Annotated in this window: 13 protein-coding genes, 2 tRNA genes and 1 pseudogene; 6 read left to right on the top strand and 10 right to left on the bottom strand. The window is 73.9% G+C overall.

The window, feature by feature from the left end; translation table 11 throughout:
- The first annotated feature begins 345 nt into the window (after window positions 1–345).
- On the top strand, window positions 346–2,589 hold the full coding sequence (locus E0L36_RS07700; protein ID WP_180928052.1) for an elongation factor G-like protein EF-G2: 2,244 nt from the start codon (window positions 346–348) through the stop codon (window positions 2,587–2,589).
- A 103-nt stretch (window positions 2,590–2,692) separates the two neighbouring features.
- A complete protein-coding gene (locus E0L36_RS07695) occupies window positions 2,693–4,369 on the top strand; it encodes a hypothetical protein (RefSeq protein ID WP_180928051.1) in 1,677 nt (558 codons plus the stop codon).
- Between the two features lie 229 nt (window positions 4,370–4,598).
- Here the strand turns inward: E0L36_RS07695 and E0L36_RS07690 are convergent, their stop codons facing one another.
- From E0L36_RS07690 to E0L36_RS07680, 3 genes are all read right to left on the bottom strand, one after another.
- A complete protein-coding gene (locus E0L36_RS07690; RefSeq protein ID WP_180928050.1) occupies window positions 4,599–5,156 on the bottom strand; it encodes an HIT domain-containing protein in 558 nt (185 codons plus the stop codon).
- A gap of 128 nt (window positions 5,157–5,284) precedes the next feature.
- On the bottom strand, window positions 5,285–7,267 hold the full coding sequence (thrS, locus tag E0L36_RS07685; RefSeq protein ID WP_180928049.1) for a threonine--tRNA ligase: 1,983 nt from the start codon (window positions 7,265–7,267) through the stop codon (window positions 5,285–5,287).
- Window positions 7,268–7,420: 153 nt separating this feature from the next.
- Entirely contained in the window at window positions 7,421–8,398 is a 978-nt protein-coding gene (locus tag E0L36_RS07680) for a hypothetical protein (protein WP_180928048.1), read from the bottom strand.
- 347 nt (window positions 8,399–8,745) lie between these two features.
- Here E0L36_RS07680 and E0L36_RS07675 point away from each other — a divergent pair, with 347 nt between their 5' ends.
- Window positions 8,746–9,459: a 3'-5' exonuclease gene (locus E0L36_RS07675; protein ID WP_180928047.1), complete on the top strand. Its 714-nt coding sequence runs from the start codon at window positions 8,746–8,748 to the stop codon at window positions 9,457–9,459.
- A 161-nt stretch (window positions 9,460–9,620) separates the two neighbouring features.
- Here E0L36_RS07675 and E0L36_RS07670 read toward each other — a convergent pair.
- The 4 genes and pseudogenes from E0L36_RS07670 to E0L36_RS07655 all read right to left on the bottom strand — a co-directional run.
- Window positions 9,621–9,692: transfer RNA gene (locus E0L36_RS07670), tRNA-Val, on the bottom strand.
- Window positions 9,693–9,748: 56 nt separating this feature from the next.
- Complete coding sequence (locus E0L36_RS07665; RefSeq protein ID WP_180928046.1) at window positions 9,749–10,297, bottom strand: SRPBCC family protein; 549 nt, start codon at window positions 10,295–10,297, stop codon at window positions 9,749–9,751.
- A 248-nt stretch (window positions 10,298–10,545) separates the two neighbouring features.
- Window positions 10,546–10,620: transfer RNA gene (locus E0L36_RS07660), tRNA-Val, on the bottom strand.
- A gap of 855 nt (window positions 10,621–11,475) precedes the next feature.
- Window positions 11,476–11,784, bottom strand: a pseudogene (locus tag E0L36_RS07655) (TIGR02611 family protein); the annotation flags it as partial.
- 200 nt (window positions 11,785–11,984) lie between these two features.
- On the opposite strand from E0L36_RS07655, the gene E0L36_RS07650 reads away from it, so the two are divergent.
- Window positions 11,985–12,398, top strand: coding sequence for an SsgA family sporulation/cell division regulator (locus E0L36_RS07650; RefSeq protein ID WP_180928044.1), 414 nt, complete (start codon window positions 11,985–11,987; stop codon window positions 12,396–12,398).
- A 301-nt stretch (window positions 12,399–12,699) separates the two neighbouring features.
- Complete coding sequence (locus E0L36_RS07645) at window positions 12,700–13,338, top strand: CGNR zinc finger domain-containing protein (RefSeq protein ID WP_180928043.1); 639 nt, start codon at window positions 12,700–12,702, stop codon at window positions 13,336–13,338.
- Here the strand turns inward: E0L36_RS07645 and E0L36_RS07640 are convergent.
- Both E0L36_RS07640 and E0L36_RS07635 read right to left on the bottom strand, forming a co-directional pair.
- The gene (locus E0L36_RS07640; RefSeq protein WP_374705494.1) at window positions 13,310–13,540 is read right to left on the bottom strand and encodes a hypothetical protein; all 231 of its coding nucleotides are present in this window, start codon (window positions 13,538–13,540) and stop codon (window positions 13,310–13,312) included. The two genes, E0L36_RS07645 and E0L36_RS07640, sit on opposite strands and share 29 nt — an antisense overlap.
- Before the next feature lie 76 nt (window positions 13,541–13,616).
- Window positions 13,617–14,087 carry a hypothetical protein gene (locus E0L36_RS07635; protein ID WP_180928041.1) on the bottom strand — a complete coding sequence of 157 codons (471 nt, stop codon included), beginning with the start codon at window positions 14,085–14,087 and terminating at the stop codon, window positions 13,617–13,619.
- 117 nt (window positions 14,088–14,204) lie between these two features.
- Here E0L36_RS07635 and E0L36_RS07630 point away from each other — a divergent pair, with 117 nt between their 5' ends.
- Window positions 14,205–14,705 carry a DsbA family protein gene (locus E0L36_RS07630; RefSeq protein ID WP_180928040.1) on the top strand — a complete coding sequence of 167 codons (501 nt, stop codon included), beginning with the start codon at window positions 14,205–14,207 and terminating at the stop codon, window positions 14,703–14,705.
- A gap of 34 nt (window positions 14,706–14,739) precedes the next feature.
- On the opposite strand, the gene E0L36_RS07625 is transcribed toward E0L36_RS07630, so the two are convergent.
- Window positions 14,740–15,624 carry a GNAT family N-acetyltransferase gene (locus E0L36_RS07625; protein WP_180928039.1) on the bottom strand — a complete coding sequence of 295 codons (885 nt, stop codon included), beginning with the start codon at window positions 15,622–15,624 and terminating at the stop codon, window positions 14,740–14,742.
- Window positions 15,625–15,671: the final 47 nt, after the last annotated feature.

Genomic DNA, 15,671 nt, shown 5'->3' with positions numbered 1-15,671 from the left:
GCCGGGGGCGGGAGCGAACCGGCCGCGCCCCCTCCGGGCACCGCGCACCGGGACCGAAACGTCCCGGCCAGCCGGGCGCCGACGCGGCGGGCCACGGCGCGCGGCGCCGCCCGGAATCCGTGCGGGAGCCGCGCCGGAGCCCGTGGGACGGGGCCGCGGAACGGTAGGCCCCGCCGCGCCACCGCGGCCCGCCCGAGCGCCGTGTACGACGTATGGACGCGCCCGGGGAGCGGTGCGAAGCTCGATAATCCAGGTCCTCACGACCCCTGGCCCGAGCACGTGTCCCGGGCCCGCGACCTCTGCCCGGGAACCGAGTCCACAGGTACCGACCGGAAGGCGGGGCACATGGGCGAGAAGGCGAGCGCACGGTCCGGAGCCGCCCGCGGGGCGACGGCGGCCGATCCCCCCTCCGCGCCCTCGGCGGTGCGGAACGTGGTGCTGGTCGGCCACACCGGCGCGGGGAAGACCACCCTGGTGGAGGCGCTGGCGCTGGCGAGCGGCGCGATCACCAGGGCGGGCCGGGTCGAGGACGGCGGATCCCTCTCCGACCACGACGAGATCGAGCGTCGGCAGGGCCGCTCCGTCCAGCTGTCGCTGGTGCCGGTCGAGTGGGACAGCGTCCGGATCAACCTGATCGACACCCCGGGATACGCCGACTTCGTGGGCGAGTTACGGGCCGGGCTGCGGGCGGCGGACGCGGCCCTCCTCGTCGTCTCGGCGGCCGGCGGCGTGGACGGCGCCACCCGGGCGATCTGGGCGGAGTGCGCGGCTGTCGGGATGCCCCGGGCCATCGTGCTCACCCATCTCGACACCGCGCGCGCGGAGTTCGGGGAGCTGTGCGCGGAGTGCCAGGACGCCTTCGGCGGCGAGGACCCGGACGCCGTCATCCCGCTCTACCTCCCGCTGCCCGCCGGCGGCCCGGCGGGCGCCTCCCCGGATGGGGCCCGGGCGGCGGGTGGCGGCACGCCGCCCGGGGCGCTGCTGGGACTGCTCTCCCAGCGGGTCTTCGACTACTCCTCCGGCGGCCGCGTCGAGCGCGAACCGGAGCCCGGGCTGGCGCCGCTGGTGGAGGAGGCCAGGAACCGGCTGATCGAGGGCATCATCGCGGAGAGCGAGGACGAGTCCCTGATGGAGCGGTACCTCGGGGGCGAGGAGTGCGAACTGCCGACGCTGGTCGCCGGTGTGGAGAAGGCGGTCGCGCGCGGCGTCTTCCATCCGGTGCTGGCCGCCGCGCCCCCGGCCGAGGGGGCCCGGTACGGGCTGGGCGGCCCCGAACTGCTGGAGCTGATCACCGGGGGCTTCCCGACGCCCGGGGAGCGGCCGATCCCCGTGGTGACGGCCCCCGACGGCGCGGAGGTCCCGGCGCTCTCCTGCGATCCGGCGGGGCCGCTCGCCGCCGAGGTGGTGCGCACCTTCTCGGACCCGTACGTGGGTCGGCTCTCCCTGGTGCGGGTCTTCTCCGGCACGCTGCGGCCGGACGACGCCGTGCGCGTCACCGGGCACGGCGGGGGTGAGCGGGGCCGGGCGGCGGGCGCGCGCGAGGTGGACGAGCGCGTCGGCGCGCTCTCCGTGCCGTTCGGCCGTCAGCAGCGTCCGGTATCCCGGGCCATCGCGGGCGAGGTGGTCTGTGTGGCCAGGCTGACGACCGCCGAGACCGGCGACACTCTCTCCTCCCGCGCGGCCCCGCTGCTGATGGAGCCCTGGACGCTACCCGACCCGCTGCTGCCCGTGGCGGTCGAGGCACACGGCAGGACGGACGAGGACAAGCTCTCCCAGGGTCTCGCCCGGCTCGTCGCGGAGGACCCGACGATGCGCCTGGAGCAGAACCGGGACACCCGTCAACTGGTGCTCTGGTGTCTCGGTGAGGCGCACCGGGACGTGGCGCTGGAGCGACTGCGCGGCCGCTGGGGCGTGCGGGTGGACGTGGTGGAGCACCGGGTGCCGCTGCGTGAGACCTTCGCCTGCGCCGCCTCCGGCCGTGGCCGTCTGGTCAAACAGTCCGGCGGGCACGGGCAGTTCGCGATCTGCGAGATCACCGTGGAACCGCTGCCCGAGGGCGCGGGGGTGGAGTTCGTCGACCGGGTGGTGGGCGGCGCGGTGCCGCGCCAGTTCATCCCGTCCGTCGAGAAGGGGGTGCGGGCGCAGGCCGCCCGCGGGGTCGCCGCCGGATACCCGCTGGTCGACGTGCGCGTCACCCTGCTCGACGGAAAGGCGCACCCGGTGGACTCCTCGGACGCCGCCTTCCAGACCGCGGGGGCGCTCGCGCTGCGCGAGTGCGCCGACCGGGGGCGTCTCCATCTGCTGGAGCCGGTGGCCGAGTTACGGGTGACGGTGGACGACGCGTTCGTGGGCGCGGTGATGAGCGACCTCTCCAGCCGCCGGGGCCGGGTGCTGGGCACCGAGCAGACGCCCGGAGGCGCCACCCTGGTGCGGGCCCGGGTGCCCGAGATCGAGGTGGGGCGGTACGCCGTCGACCTACGCTCGATGTCGCACGGGACCGGCGCGTTCGCCCGGCGGTACGCCCACCACGAGCCGATGCCCTCCCAGCGGGCCGCGAAGATCCTGGAAGCGGCGGAGGGCGGTGGCTGATCGCTACTACGCTGGCCCAAGAGGTGTGCCGATCACCGCCGTTGGGAAAGCAGCCGGGGTCGGGCGCGCGCGTTCGCAAACCGGATGGTGAAGTGGGGGCCCTGTGGCCGGATTCGACGACCTGAGCAGTGCGACCGAGGCCCCGGCCGACTTCAGCCCCGGCGCCCAGATCCCGCTCACCGGCGCGAGCGGCGGCACCGCCGCCACTCAGGCGCTGGCCTCCGCCGCCTACCGGGACGGCGCCCTCACCGATCTGATCGGCGCCAACGAGGACGCCTCGGTGAAGAAGCCCAAGCTCTCGCTCTTCGAGCCCAATCTGGGTGAGGCGTTCTCGCGGGCGGTACAGAGCCGGATGCTGGGCGGGGCCCGGAAGCCGCTCATCCAGTCCTTCGGCATCGAGCCGCAGACCGTGGTCGAGCACTGTCTCGCCGCCACCGGCCTGCGCAAGGCGCGGGACTCACGGCTGACGGTGGTGATGGTCCTCTTCGGGCTGCTGTTCCTGCCCGGCGTGCTGCTGTGGCTGCTCGCCTTCCAGCTGCGCCGCACCATCGCGGGCTCCCAGGACAAGCGCGCCGGGGCGCTGGGCATGGCGGCGATGCTGGCGCTGGGCGCGCTGGCGGTGCTCTTCGTGCTGAAGATGCCGGTGCCCGGCTTCTGGGGCGTCTACCTGCGGGTGATGCTGGTGGCGCCGGTGATCGGCTGGTTCTGGGCGAAGCGCATCTGCGAGTCCTACGCGCAGGGGCTCCGCAGCCGCTGGGAGAGCCTGCTGGGCGGGGGCGGCGGTGTGGGGGCCAAGATCCCCGAGGCGGTGCCGCAGGACCCGAACGACGCGGGCGCCGAGCGGATCCGGCTCGGGCTGGCGAAGCTCTCCGCCGAGCAGGCCAGCAACCTCGTCTTCTACGCGGGCCCGAAGGGGATACTCGGGATGGGCACCCGCTGGGGCAGCTGGCAGATGGCCGAGGAACTGGTGCCCGCCAAGGCCGGTGAGGAGATCAACCCGTTCCGCAGCTGGGACGTGGTGCGCGGGATCCACGACCAGCTCCGCATGCTGGAGCGTGGTCCGCTGCACACCGGCGGCTTCCCCACCCCGTCCATCCGGCACTGGGTGGTCGCGCCGGTCGGGGAGGGCGCGAAGGAGGTGTCCAGGCCGGACGGTCAGGAGGTCGAGGGCTACCGCATCCGGGACTTCGAGATACAGCGGATCTGCAACGAGCAGCAGTTCGGCAGCGGTAACCGGCACTATCTGGGCGTGCAGTTCGTGCTCTGGGACGGCCAGTTGGTCATCACGCTGCTGATCACGGTGACGGTCCTGCACCACACCCTGCGGATCGAGGTCACCGGCCACGCGCTCGGCCCGGTGCACCCGCTGTTCACCACGAAGCCGAAGGCGAAGAAGAAGGAGGTCTCCAAGAGCGTCAGGTTCTGGGAGACCAAGGAGATCTCACTCCCCCTGGTGGAAACCAGTGAGGTGGTCCGGCTGGCCGCCCGCGCCCCCTTCACCTGGTTCCCGCCGGTGCTGGACTTCCTCGGCGGCAAGCTGAGTCTGCCGGAGCCGTTCGGCCTCCGCCACACCTGGGCGGACAAACCGTGGCGGCACCGCTTCATGGCGGACGACGCGCTGCGCGCCGCCACGCCCGTACTCCGGGTGGTGCACGCGGCGGCGATCCGCGTGCTGAAGGAGAACGGCTGCGACACCGAGCAGTTCGGCAACCGCTCGCTCTCGCTCAGCGGTCAGGTGCAGGCGGCCGAGCCCAGGAAGGCGGACGCCTACGACGCCTGACCGTCCGCGGCGGCGTGACACGTGCCCGGGGCCCGAGAGGCCGTCGCCTCCCGGGCCCCGGACGTCGCACACCGGGGCCACCGAACACCGGCCGCCCATCGGGACGTTGACCCACGGCACGTTGCCCCACCCGACGTCCGAGCCGAACGAACGCCTCCCCGGGCGGAGTTGACGCCGCGCCCCGGCGTAGGGGCGGAGCCGGGCGGACGGGGCGCGGTGGCGGCTCCGTTCAGTCGGCGGGCCAGGCGGCGGCGATCATCGCCCGGGTGTCCGCGAGGAGTTGGGGCAGCACCCGGGTATGCCCCACCACCGGCATGAAGTTGGTGTCCCCGCCCCAGCGCGGCACCACGTGCTGGTGGAGGTGGGCCGCGATACCGGCGCCCGCGACCGTGCCCTGGTTCATCCCGATGTTGAAGCCCTGGGCCCCGGACGCGGCGCGCAGCGCCGCCATCGCCCGCTTGGTGAGAAGCCCGAGTTCGGCGGTCTCCGCCTCGTTCAGCTCGGTGTAGTCGGCCAGATGACGATAGGGGACCACCATCAGGTGCCCCCCGGTGTACGGGTAGAGGTTGAGCACCGCGTAGACCTGCTCGCCCCGCGCGAGGACCAGCCCGTCCTCGTCGGACTTGGCCGGGATGGTGCAGAACGGGCAGCCGTCCTGGCCGGGGCCGGTCGGCTTGTTCTCGCCCTGGATGTACGCCATGCGGTGCGGCGTCCACAGCCGCTGGAACGCGTCCGGCGACCCCACCCCGATCTGCTGCTCCGGCTCGCTCGTCATGCGGCCCAGCATATGCGTCCGGCGGCCCCGGCACGATCAGGGGCGCAGAGCGGGAGCGGGGCACCGGCGGGCGGGCGTGGGCCGCCGCCCGGCGAACCGCCCCCGCCCGAACCCCCAGGGGGCGGGCGGGGGCGGGCGGTTCAGACCTGGACGCGGCGCTCGACCACGTCGGCGATCTCGCGCAGCGCCTCCTCGCGGGGGATGCCGTTCTTCTGGCTGCCGTCCCGGTAGCGGAAGCTGACCGCTCCGTTGGCCACGTCCTCGTCACCGGCGATGACCATGAAGGGGATCTTCGCCTTCTGCGCGTTCCTGATCTTCTTCTGCATCCGGTCGCTGGAGGAGTCGACCTCCACCCGCAGACCACGTGCCCTGGCCTCGGCGGCGAACTCCGCCAGGTACGGCACATGGTCGTCCCCGATCGGGATACCGAGGGCCTGCACCGGGGCCAGCCACGCCGGGAAGGCGCCCGCGTAGTGCTCCAGCAGCACGGCGAAGAACCGCTCGATGCTGCCGAACAGCGCGCGGTGGATCATCACGGGCTGCTGGCGGGAGCCGTCCGCCGCGGTGTACTCCAGGCCGAAGCGGGCGGGCTGCTGGAAGTCGACCTGGATCGTGGACATCTGCCAGCTCCGGCCGATGGCGTCCTTGGCCTGCACGGAGATCTTCGGTCCGTAGAACGCGGCGCCGCCCGGGTCGGGGACGAGCGGCAGGTCCTGCTTGGCGGCGGCCTGGCGCAGCGCCTCGGTGGCCTCCTCCCACTCGGCCTCCCCACCCAGGAACTTGTCCGACTCCGGGTCCCTGGTGGAGAGTTCGAGTTCGAAGTCGGTCAGGCCGTAGTCGCGCAGCAGGTCGAGCACGAAGGTCAGGAGGCTGTCCAGCTCCTCCGGCATCTGCTCCTTGGTGCAGTAGATGTGCGAGTCGTCCTGGGTGAACCCGCGGGCCCGGGTGAGCCCGTGCACCACACCGGACTTCTCGTAGCGGTAGACGGTGCCGAACTCGAAGAGCCGCAGGGGCAGTTCGCGGTACGAGCGGCCCCGCGACCGGAAGATCAGGTTGTGCATCGGGCAGTTCATCGCCTTGAGCATGTACTCCTGCCCGTCGAGCTCCATGGGCGGGAACATGGACTCGGCGTAGTTCGGCAGGTGCCCGGAGGTCTCGAACAGCTTGGTCTTCGTGATGTGCGGGGTGTTGACGAAGTCGTACCCGGACTCCTCGTGCCGCCGGCGCGAGTAGTCCTCCATCACCTTGCGCACCACCCCGCCCTTGGGGTGGAAGACGGCCAGCCCGGAGCCGAGTTCGTCCGGCACGGAGAAGAGGTCGAGTTCCTGCCCGAGCCTGCGGTGGTCCCGCTTCTCGGCCTCGGCGAGGAAGTCCAGGTGGGCCTTCAGCTCCTCCTTGGTCGGCCAGGCCGTCCCGTAGACCCGTTGGAGCTGCTTGTTCTTCTCGCTGCCGCGCCAGTAGGCGGCGGCCGAGCGCATCAGCCGGAACGCCGGGATGTGCCGGGTGGTCGGCAGGTGCGGGCCACGGCACAGGTCCCGCCAGCACAGGTCGCCGGACTTCGCGTCCAGGTTGTCGTAGATCGTGAGCTCACCGGCGCCGACCTCGGCCTCGGCCCCCTCGGCCGCGTCCCCCGCGGCCCCCTTGAGGCCGATCAGCTCCAGCTTGTACGGCTCGTCGGCCAGCTCGGCGCGGGCGTCCTCGTCAGTGGTGACCCGGCGGGAGAAGAGCTGTCCCTGCTTCTGGATCTGCTGCATCCGCTTCTCCAGACGCTTGAGATCCTCCGGCGTGAACGGCTCGGCCACGTCGAAGTCGTAGTAGAAGCCGTCCCTGATGGGCGGGCCGATGCCGAGCTTCGCCTCCGGGAACAGCTCCTGCACGGCCTGGGCCAGCACGTGCGCGGTGGAGTGCCGCAGGATGTCCAGTCCGTCCTGGCTGGTGATCTCGACGGGCTCGACCTCATCCCCGTCGGCGAGCGGGCAGGCGAGGTCGCGCAGCTGGCCCCCGATCCGGGCCGCCACGACCGCGCGGTCGCCCTCGAAGAGCCCGGCGGCCGTAGTGCCCGTCGTCACCACGCGCTCTTCCCGCTCAGAATCGCGTTGGATGGTCACACGGACATCTGCCACCGGTCTCTCCTGACGTGGGTCTGGGCGGTCCGACGAGCGTCGGCCGTCCAGAATCGTACCGAGCCGGGGGCCCGCGCCGCGAAGCGGAGCCGGGCCCGGGCCCTCCCCCGCCCCACGCCCGACGGACGCCTCCGGCGCGGGCCCGGGCGCGGTTCAACGGGGCGGCCTCCGGGCGGCCGCCCCGCTCGCACCGGACGCGCCGACCAGGCCCTCGAAGTCCGCGAGCCCCTCGCGCAACGTGGTCACCAGCCTCTCCCGCGCCTCGTCCCCGGCCAGCACCGGCCGCACCTCCCGCGCCCCGGTCAGCCTCCGGAACCCGCCCCGGCTCTCCAGCGTCCCGGCCACGCTCAGCGGCAGACCGGCGAGGTGGGCGTGGACCGCCGTGCGGTAGTCGGTGGCCGGGAGCCGCGCCCGTACCTGGGACACCTCCGCCCCGGCCAGCACCCGCATCCGCACCGCCCCCGCGCCGTCGGGCTCGGCCCGCCGCAGCCGCACCACCGAGCCGACCAGCCGCACCGCGACGGACGGCTCCCGGTCGACGTACCACCGTCCGGCCCGGCCCAGCGCCACCACGTCGGCCGGCCCGAACGGCACGGCGGGCGGGCGCGTCACCGTGCCCTCCGGCGGACCCGCCGCCCGCGACCAGGCGACCGAGACCCGCGCCCCCTCGGTTCCACGGAGCAACTGGCACAGCGCCTCGGTCAGCTCCTGGGAGGCGCCGTGCTCCGCGGCGCTGCCGAAGCCGTCCATCGAGGCGGTGCGCTGGTAGTGGGTGACCGCCTCACGGGTGGCGCGCAACGCGCGGTGCAGGGCGGCGGCCACCCGGCGCCCCGGCGGCCCGGCCGGGGCGAGCGCGGTCAGGCGGCGTCCGCCCCGCGCCTGGTCCGTGGTCTCCACGAAGGTCACCGACTCCAGGAGCGCCGCCACGCGTTCCTCGTTCCGCGCGCCGTGGAAACCGCCTCCCGCGTACGCGGCCAGCGCCCCGGCGCGCACCATGTCCCGCGCCGCTCCGGCCAGCTTCTGGCGTGCCCGGTGAGCGGCGGCGCTGTTGCCGTCGGGTATCAGCCGTCTCCAGTGGACCGCGTCGCTCTCGGGTGCACCCTCGGCGTCGCCGACCTCGGTGTCTGGCATCTGGGTCTTCGTATCCGGCCCGTCCACGCCCTTTCTCCTCACCGTGCCGGAGGATGCCCAAACGGGCGCGGCTGGGGTGGCTCCGGGGTGCCCGGTGACGGCGCCAGCGGAGACGATCGGGCGGTGGCGCGGGCCACGGTGGCGCTCGGCGGCACGGCCCCGGGACCACCCGGAGTCTGGCGCTCCGGCCGGCGGAGCCCGTCCGCGAGGGGATGGCACGCGTGCCGCGACCGGTCCCGGAGCGAGGCGGCCGGACCGCCGCGGACATCGGCCGCCCGACCCGCCGCGCCGGGCGACGAGCGGCGGGCACCGGGGAACGAGCGGCGACAGTCGGGGGGTTGACGGGAATGGAACAGCGCACGCCGTGGTACGAGGCACCGCTGGCCGCGCTCGCCGTGCGCGGGCGGCGGTCCGCGCGGGAGGGCGGAGGCGCGCCGGAGCGTCCGGACGAGATCCACTCCGCGGCCCTCGTCACGCAGTCCGCCCCCGGGGACCCGGTCAGTACGCTGCCCTGGCGGCTGGTGGCCGCCCCGGACGGCGGAGTGGGACGGGACGGCACCGCGGAAGCGGCGGTACGGGACCTCGTCCGCTGTCTCGGCGCGCGGGCCACGGCGGGCACCCCCGTGGTCCTGATGGACGCGCCCCACGAACTGACCCTGCTCGACCGGGAGTTACGACGCCGCGACGGCAGCGGGCTCACCGGGCACCTCGGCTCCCCACTCCACGTGCTGGACCCGCTCGTCCTCGACCGGCACCTCGACCGCGGCCGGACCGGCCCCCGCGTCCTGGACACGCTCTGCGTCCAGTACGGGGTGACGCCGCCTCGCACCACCGACCCCGCGGGGCGGGCGCGGGCGGCGCTGGAGGTCGTGCGCGCCCTCGGCCGCCGCTTCGCTCCCCGGCTCGCCTCGCTCACCCCCGCCGAGCTGCACTCGCTCCAGGCCGTCTGGTTCGGCGCGCAGACGCGCGGCCTCGCCACCACGCCCGGCGAGGGAGCGGCACGGCCCACCCCGGCCTGGCCGCTGCGCGACACGGAACCGGCGACCGCCCCTCCGCTCTGACGACCCGCCCGCGCGGACGGCCCGAACCAGCCGGGTCCGGCCCGCCCCGATCCCAAGCCCCTCCGGTACGGCGCGAGTTGGCATGACGCGACGCACCCGCCCGGGTGGGCGCAGACAGAACGAGGGGCCGGTCCTGAGGACCGGCCCCTCGTTGTGCGGGGTGGGTGATACTGGGTTCGAACCAGTGACCTCTTCGGTGTGAACGAAGCGCTCTCCCACTGAGCTAATCACCCGGGCCACCCGGCGTATGTCGTACGCGCCGTGGCAGGGCAGAACCATACCCCGCGGCTCACGCATCATCCAAACCGCTTTCCAGCACCCGCCGCAGGCCCTTCCGCCCGGCGCGCATCATCCAGGCGTGGTTGGCCGTCAGCAGCGGTCTGGCCAGCGGCCCGGCCCAGCGCAGTGAGCGTTTCCGCAGTTCGACGCGTTGCTCGAAGAGCAGGACGGCCCCGGGGCCGCCGGGCAGCACCGTCCACCGGGCCCACCCCACGAGGTCCCCGCTCATCCGGATCTCCAGAACCCGCGCCACCGGGTCCCAGCGGCTCGGGACCGCGTCGATCCGCAGCACGTAGGGCAGCAGCGACCGGAACCGCGCGGCGCCGCCCCAGCCGTCGGCCCGCACCGCCCGCACCTGCGGCCACCAGGACGGATACGCGGCGGCCCGCTCCAGCACCGCGTAGACCCGGCCGGGAGACGCGGCGAGCGGCCAGACCTGCCGGAAGCGGTAGCGGTGGCGGTCGCCCGCCACCGCCCGCGGCGTCCTCCTCGGGCCCACGGCGTCCTCCCGGTGCGCGGCTTCCTGACCGGGCGCCGCCAGGGTGGCGTTCCCCGCCACGGCGCGCGCCGCTCCACGGCGGCTGGCCCGGCCGTCTCCCGGACGCGGGTTCCCCGTGGGCCTGGCGGTATCCCCCGTCCCGGGTTCCGTACGGGCCGGGACACGGCGGGGCCGTCGGGAGCCCGCGAAGGCGCGCCACCGCGCCGGGGGAAAATCGGCGCCCACTCCGCGCCCGCCGGCCCGAAGGTCCCGGAGGAGGCACACGAGAACCGGGACCCGAAGGCCGCTGGCCTTCGGGTCCCGGTGGGTGGTGGGCGATACTGGGTTCGAACCAGTGACCTCTTCGGTGTGAACGAAGCGCTCTCCCGCTGAGCTAATCGCCCGGGTGCGCCGCACACACTACCGCATCCTGACGATCATGTGTCCACCTCGGGGTCCTCCCCCACCCGGCGACCGGGGCACCGCCAGTGGAGCATCCACGGAACGGATACGCGACCGGGGTGCGGCGGCGCCGGTGAACACCCTCGCCAGGAAATGCGGCTGACGCCGCGTATCCTTTCCGCCGTCTTTTCCGCGTACCGGGCGAGGCCGCATGAGCGGTTAATCAACAGGCACTTGGGTGGGGCGTCAGGAAACGCGCCGAGAATTCCGTCGGAAACGCGGAGCGCGCTCCGCTGAATTCCCCTCCCGGCGGCCGCCCGGGGACGACTGGCACGTCTTCCGTGCACGGAACACACAGGCGGGAACGAATGTGCCCGAGCGGCCGGGAACGAATGTGCCCGCCGCCGGGGAATGCGCGGGCGCCCCCACCCACCGCGCCAGCGGGGAGCACACCGCGACCTCCACCGCGCCGTCCGACGCGAGGGCGACGGCACCTGGTCGTGCCCCGCGCTCCCGCACCACCCCGCACCCCCAACACCGCGTCCCCACGGGCGTGTTGGGGCGAGGAGAGCCGGAGTGACGGACCGCGTGACGGCGCGCGGGGCGAACGCGCCACCGCCGGCCCCCACCGCACCGGCCACGCACGGAGGCCGCAACCCAGCCTGAACGTCGGGACGTCCGGCGCGCCCGGTCCGGCACGAGCCGTCGCGCACCCCCGACACTCCCGAACTCCCCCACGCTCGCCCCACGTTGGTAACGCCGTGTGCGAACTACTCACCGTCACAAGCGAGTTGACTCACGCGAGATCGGGCATCCGACGACGGCCGGACTCAGGCGCCTTCGCGGCGCCGCGCCGCGCGGCGGCGCTCCCGGCGCTCCCTGAACCAGGCTGTCCCCTCGCTGACCTTGCCCTTCGTCCAGCGGAGCACCCCGTGGGCCCAGGCGAACTCGGTCGCCCAGAGCGCCATGCCCCCGAAGATGACCAGCCACCCCGGACCGGGCAGCGGCAGCATGATGACGCCACCCACCACGACCAGCAATCCGACGACGAAGACACCGACGCGCCAGCTGAAATGCAGCGCCGGAGAAGCCTGTACGTACCGTGGCGCCCTGGACACGAAGGGTTTCGGAGTACCCTCCCCGCTCTCCCCGTTAGCCGTGCTCATGTGACTCACCGTACCCGACTCGCGACCTCGACCCGCGTTCACCGGAATGGCCGCACTTCCACAATTGCTACTGCCCCACCTGAACGATCCGATCCTTCGTAAATCGGTCAGAGGGGTTTACAACCGTCCCGTAGGTGGCATGTCGATTTCGCCGACGTGCGAATCCCCGAGCGCACACTGAGCGAAAGGCCCTGGCGCTTATGAACACTACGGTCAGCTGTGAGCTGCACCTGCGCCTCGTTGTTTCGAGCGAGTCATCGCTGCCTGTTCCGGCGGGCCTGCGGTACGACACCAGTGACCCCTACGCCGTGCACGCCACCTTTCACACCGGAGCGGAGGAGACGGTGGAGTGGGTGTTCGCCCGTGACCTGCTGGCCGAGGGGCTGCACAGGCCGACGGGTACCGGCGACGTACGGGTCTGGCCGTCCCGCAGCCACGGTCAGGGAGTCGCCTGTATCGCTCTCAGCTCCCCGGAGGGCGAGGCGCTGCTGGAGGCCCCCGCGCGGGCACTGGAGTCCTTCCTGAAACGGACCGACGCGGCGGTCCCGCCCGGAACCGAGCACCGTCACTTCGACCTCGACACCGAGCTCTCACACATCCTCGCGGAGAGCTGAGACCGGCAGTCCACCACAGCCGTCCGACTCGGGGCGACGGCTGCGGGTCCGCCGCCGCGGTGGCGCCCGCGCACCTCGCGCGGACGCCGCGGCGGGCGGCGCACGACACGGACGGGGTCTTGGGACGAGGGCGCCGTCCCCGCGCGACCGCGCGGGGACGGCGCCCTCGCGCGTGTGAGCGGTTAGGCTCTCTCGGCATCGGTCCCGTACCACCTTCGGCCGCGCGGTGGGGCACCAGCACCGCCGCCGGTCCCCCACGGAGGCGGACCGTTCCCCGGAGAGAGACGGCTGGAGCGACCCCGTGCAGATCAACCACGACACCCGCTGCGCACTCGACTATGTGGTCGACCTGCTCAACACCGCGGCGGACGGCAGCTCTCCGGACACCCTCGTCACCAGCGCCGACCTCCACTCCTATCTGGAGCGCAACAACGTGAGCGGGGTCGGGTCGACGCTCGGCGAACAGGATCTGAGCGGGGTCCGCGCGGTACGCGACACCTTCACCCGCATCTTCGAGGCCACCGACACCCGCACGGCCGCCGGGCTGCTGAACGACCTGGTCGCGGAGGCGGGGACGACCCCACAGCTCACCGACCACGACGGCTACGACTGGCACGTCCACTACTTCGCCCCGGACGCCACCGTCGCCCAGCACCTCGCCGCCGACGGCGGCATGGCGCTGGCCTTCATCGTCGTCGCCGGGGAGCGGGACCGGCTGCGGCGCTGCGGGGCGCCGGACTGCGGCCGGGCCTTCATCGACCTCTCCCGCAACCGCTCCCGCCGCTACTGCGACAGCCGTACCTGCGGCAACCGTCTGCACGTGGCCGCCTACCGGGCCCGGCGCCGCGAGTTGGCCGAGCCGGAGGGACGGCGCGCGGAAGCCGCCCCGGAGCCGCGGGACGAGGGCACCGTCAGAGCAGGAGATCGTGCACCGAGGTGAGCCCGAGCAGGGCCGCGATCACCGTGAGGAACAGCATCAGCGGCGGCTGGGACAGGGCGTAGAGGCATCCCCGGGGTTCGGGAAGGGGTGACTCCGGCGGAGCGGCCGGAGGGAGGGTCGGCGCCGACGGGGCCGGGGGCTCGTCGAGCTGGGGCTGGGGATAGGGCTGCGTGGTCTCCATCTCGCCGCGATGATGACGCACGCCATCGCCTCGACTGACCTCAACACGCCCTCTTCCGCGAGGAGTTCACTCGCGACAACGGTGCCGCGGCGCGGCCTCAGATGCCGTGTTTCCTGAGGATCGCCTCGATGTCGGAGAAGTCTTCCGCCTCTCCCCCGCCCGAGGCGGAACCCTTCCCGGGCTTGGCTCCCCGCGCGGGCGAACCGGTACCGACCGCGGGGGCACGCGTGCCGGAGCCCCCACCCGCTCCCGCGCCCTCCGGGCGGCGCTCGGCCGCGCCCGGGCGACCCCCGAGGAAGCGGGCCAGGACGTAGAGCACCACCGCGCAGGCGAGCACCCCGAAGCCGGTCCACACCGAGGGCTTGAACACCAGGTCGGCGGCCCAGCCACCGACCGCCCTCCCGATCTTGCCGCCCAGGGTGACCAGGCCCGCGAGGGCCAGGCCGACGGGCAGCAGCGAGAAGGCGGCGATACGCAGGGCGGGGACGAAGCGCCGGCGCCAGGCCGTCAGAAAGGCGACGGCCAGGCCGGCCGCGGAGAGAGCCGCGCAGACGGTCGTGGTGAGCATCTCTCCATCCTGCACTCCCGGCCGCCCGATCGGCCACGTCCGGGGCCCCGCCTCAGGGAGATCTCGGGGTGGTGGGCACCCGGCCACGCTCCGCGCCGGTGCTGAGAGACTGGCGCCATGAGCGAAGCTGCCTCCCGACCCGTGCTCGACGTCTGGACCGACCTCCAGTGCCCCGACTGCCACCGCGCGCAGGACGACGTGCGCGCGCTGCGCGAACGGTACGCGGACCGGCTGGAGATCAGAATCCGGCACTTCCCGCTGGAACGGCACCAGCAGGCGTACGCGGCGGCGCAGGCCGCCGAGGAGGCGTACGCCCAGGGCGGCGGCGAGGCGTACGTGACCGCGCTGCTCGGCCGCACCCGTGAGCTGGGCCGCCGCGGCGAGCCCCTGCTGATCGAGGTGGCCGGTGAACTCGGCCTGGACACCGCCGAGTTCGAGACGGCCCTGTTCGACGGCAGGCACCTGCTGGTAGTCGACGCCGACCAGGCGGAGGGCCGTGCGCTGGGTGTGACCGGCACCCCCACCTACGTGATCGGCGGGGAGCGGCTGGACGGCGGGAAGAGCCAGGAGGGGCTGCGCGAGCGCGTCGCCGAGATCGCCGACCGTCTGCTGGGCTGAGCCGCCCCGCCGCCGGATCGAGCCAGGCGCCGGATCAGGCCAGCCGCTTGCGCAGGTGGCGTTCGACCGGACGGTAGCCGAGTCCCGCGTACAGCCGGTGCGCGGGCACGTTGCCCGCGTGGACGTTCAGGCCGAGCGTCCCGGATCCGGCCGCCACACAGGCCCGTTCGGCCGCCAGCATCAGCTCCCGGCCGTGGCCCCGGCCCCGGCGTTCCTCGAAGACCTCGACCGCGTAGACCCAGCCCTCGGTGTCCGGCCGGGGCGAGCGGCCCCGCGGGACCACCCAGAGCGTCCCCACGTCCTCACCGTCGACGGACAGGACCGACAGCACCGCGCCGGGTGTCGCGGAACCCTCCGGGAGGAGGGAGCGGTAGGAGGCGTCGGCCTTCCGCGCGGCCTCCTCCGGGGACAGGCCCTCCCCGGTGAGCAGCCGCTCCAGTTCCACCCGGTCGCGGACCCGCCAGCGCCCGAAGTCCGCCTCGTCCATGGGGCGTACCGCGCGGGAGGCGGGCGGCTCGGGGGCGCCGGACACCTCCTTGACCAGGTGGCGGCTGTACTCCCGGTACCCGAGGGCGGAGGCCAGGGCGAGCCCCGCCGCCGCCTCCTCCGCCACTCCCGCCTCGGCGCGGGCGCAGCCCCAGCCACGCAGGATCTCCTCGGCCGCGAGCAGCGCGACCGTGGCCCGGCCGCGCCGCCGCTCCCCCGGCTCGACGCGCAGTTCCTCGACGCGGCCGACGGCCGCCGGGACACCGGTGCCGCGCGACTCCGGCGTGGCCCCGGGTGGTCCTCCGGGCCCCGGGACCGCGCGCAGGCGCACGGAACCGACTCGTCGGCTGTTGACCCGGATGTCGTACGTGCGGGAGCGGCCGCCGTCCTCAGCGCGCTCCTCGGGGCCCGCGGGGCGCAGTGTCGTGGTCACCGGGACGTTCTACCCCCGAGGACCGGGTCGGGGCATCCGGTTTCCGG

Source organism: Streptomyces sp. AJS327, assembly GCF_013450295.1.
GTDB lineage: Bacteria > Actinomycetota > Actinomycetes > Streptomycetales > Streptomycetaceae > Streptomyces.
Note: the sequence above shows the minus strand (reverse complement) of the source record. Positions and strands in the feature narration are given on the sequence as shown.

Excerpts from the sequence above, each read along its gene's own strand:
- E0L36_RS07700 (WP_180928052.1), top strand. The coding sequence starts at position 346 with ATGGGCGAGAAGGCGAGCGCACGGTCCGGAGCCGCCCGCGGGGCGACG.
- E0L36_RS07650 (WP_180928044.1), top strand. The coding sequence starts at position 11,985 with ATGAACACTACGGTCAGCTGTGAGCTGCACCTGCGCCTCGTTGTTTCG.
- E0L36_RS07680 (WP_180928048.1), bottom strand. The coding sequence starts at position 8,398 with ATGCCAGACACCGAGGTCGGCGACGCCGAGGGTGCACCCGAGAGCGAC.
- E0L36_RS07635 (WP_180928041.1), bottom strand. The coding sequence starts at position 14,087 with ATGCTCACCACGACCGTCTGCGCGGCTCTCTCCGCGGCCGGCCTGGCC.
- E0L36_RS07690 (WP_180928050.1), bottom strand. The coding sequence starts at position 5,156 with ATGCTGGGCCGCATGACGAGCGAGCCGGAGCAGCAGATCGGGGTGGGG.
- E0L36_RS07675 (WP_180928047.1), top strand. The coding sequence starts at position 8,746 with ATGGAACAGCGCACGCCGTGGTACGAGGCACCGCTGGCCGCGCTCGCC.
- E0L36_RS07630 (WP_180928040.1), top strand. The coding sequence starts at position 14,205 with ATGAGCGAAGCTGCCTCCCGACCCGTGCTCGACGTCTGGACCGACCTC.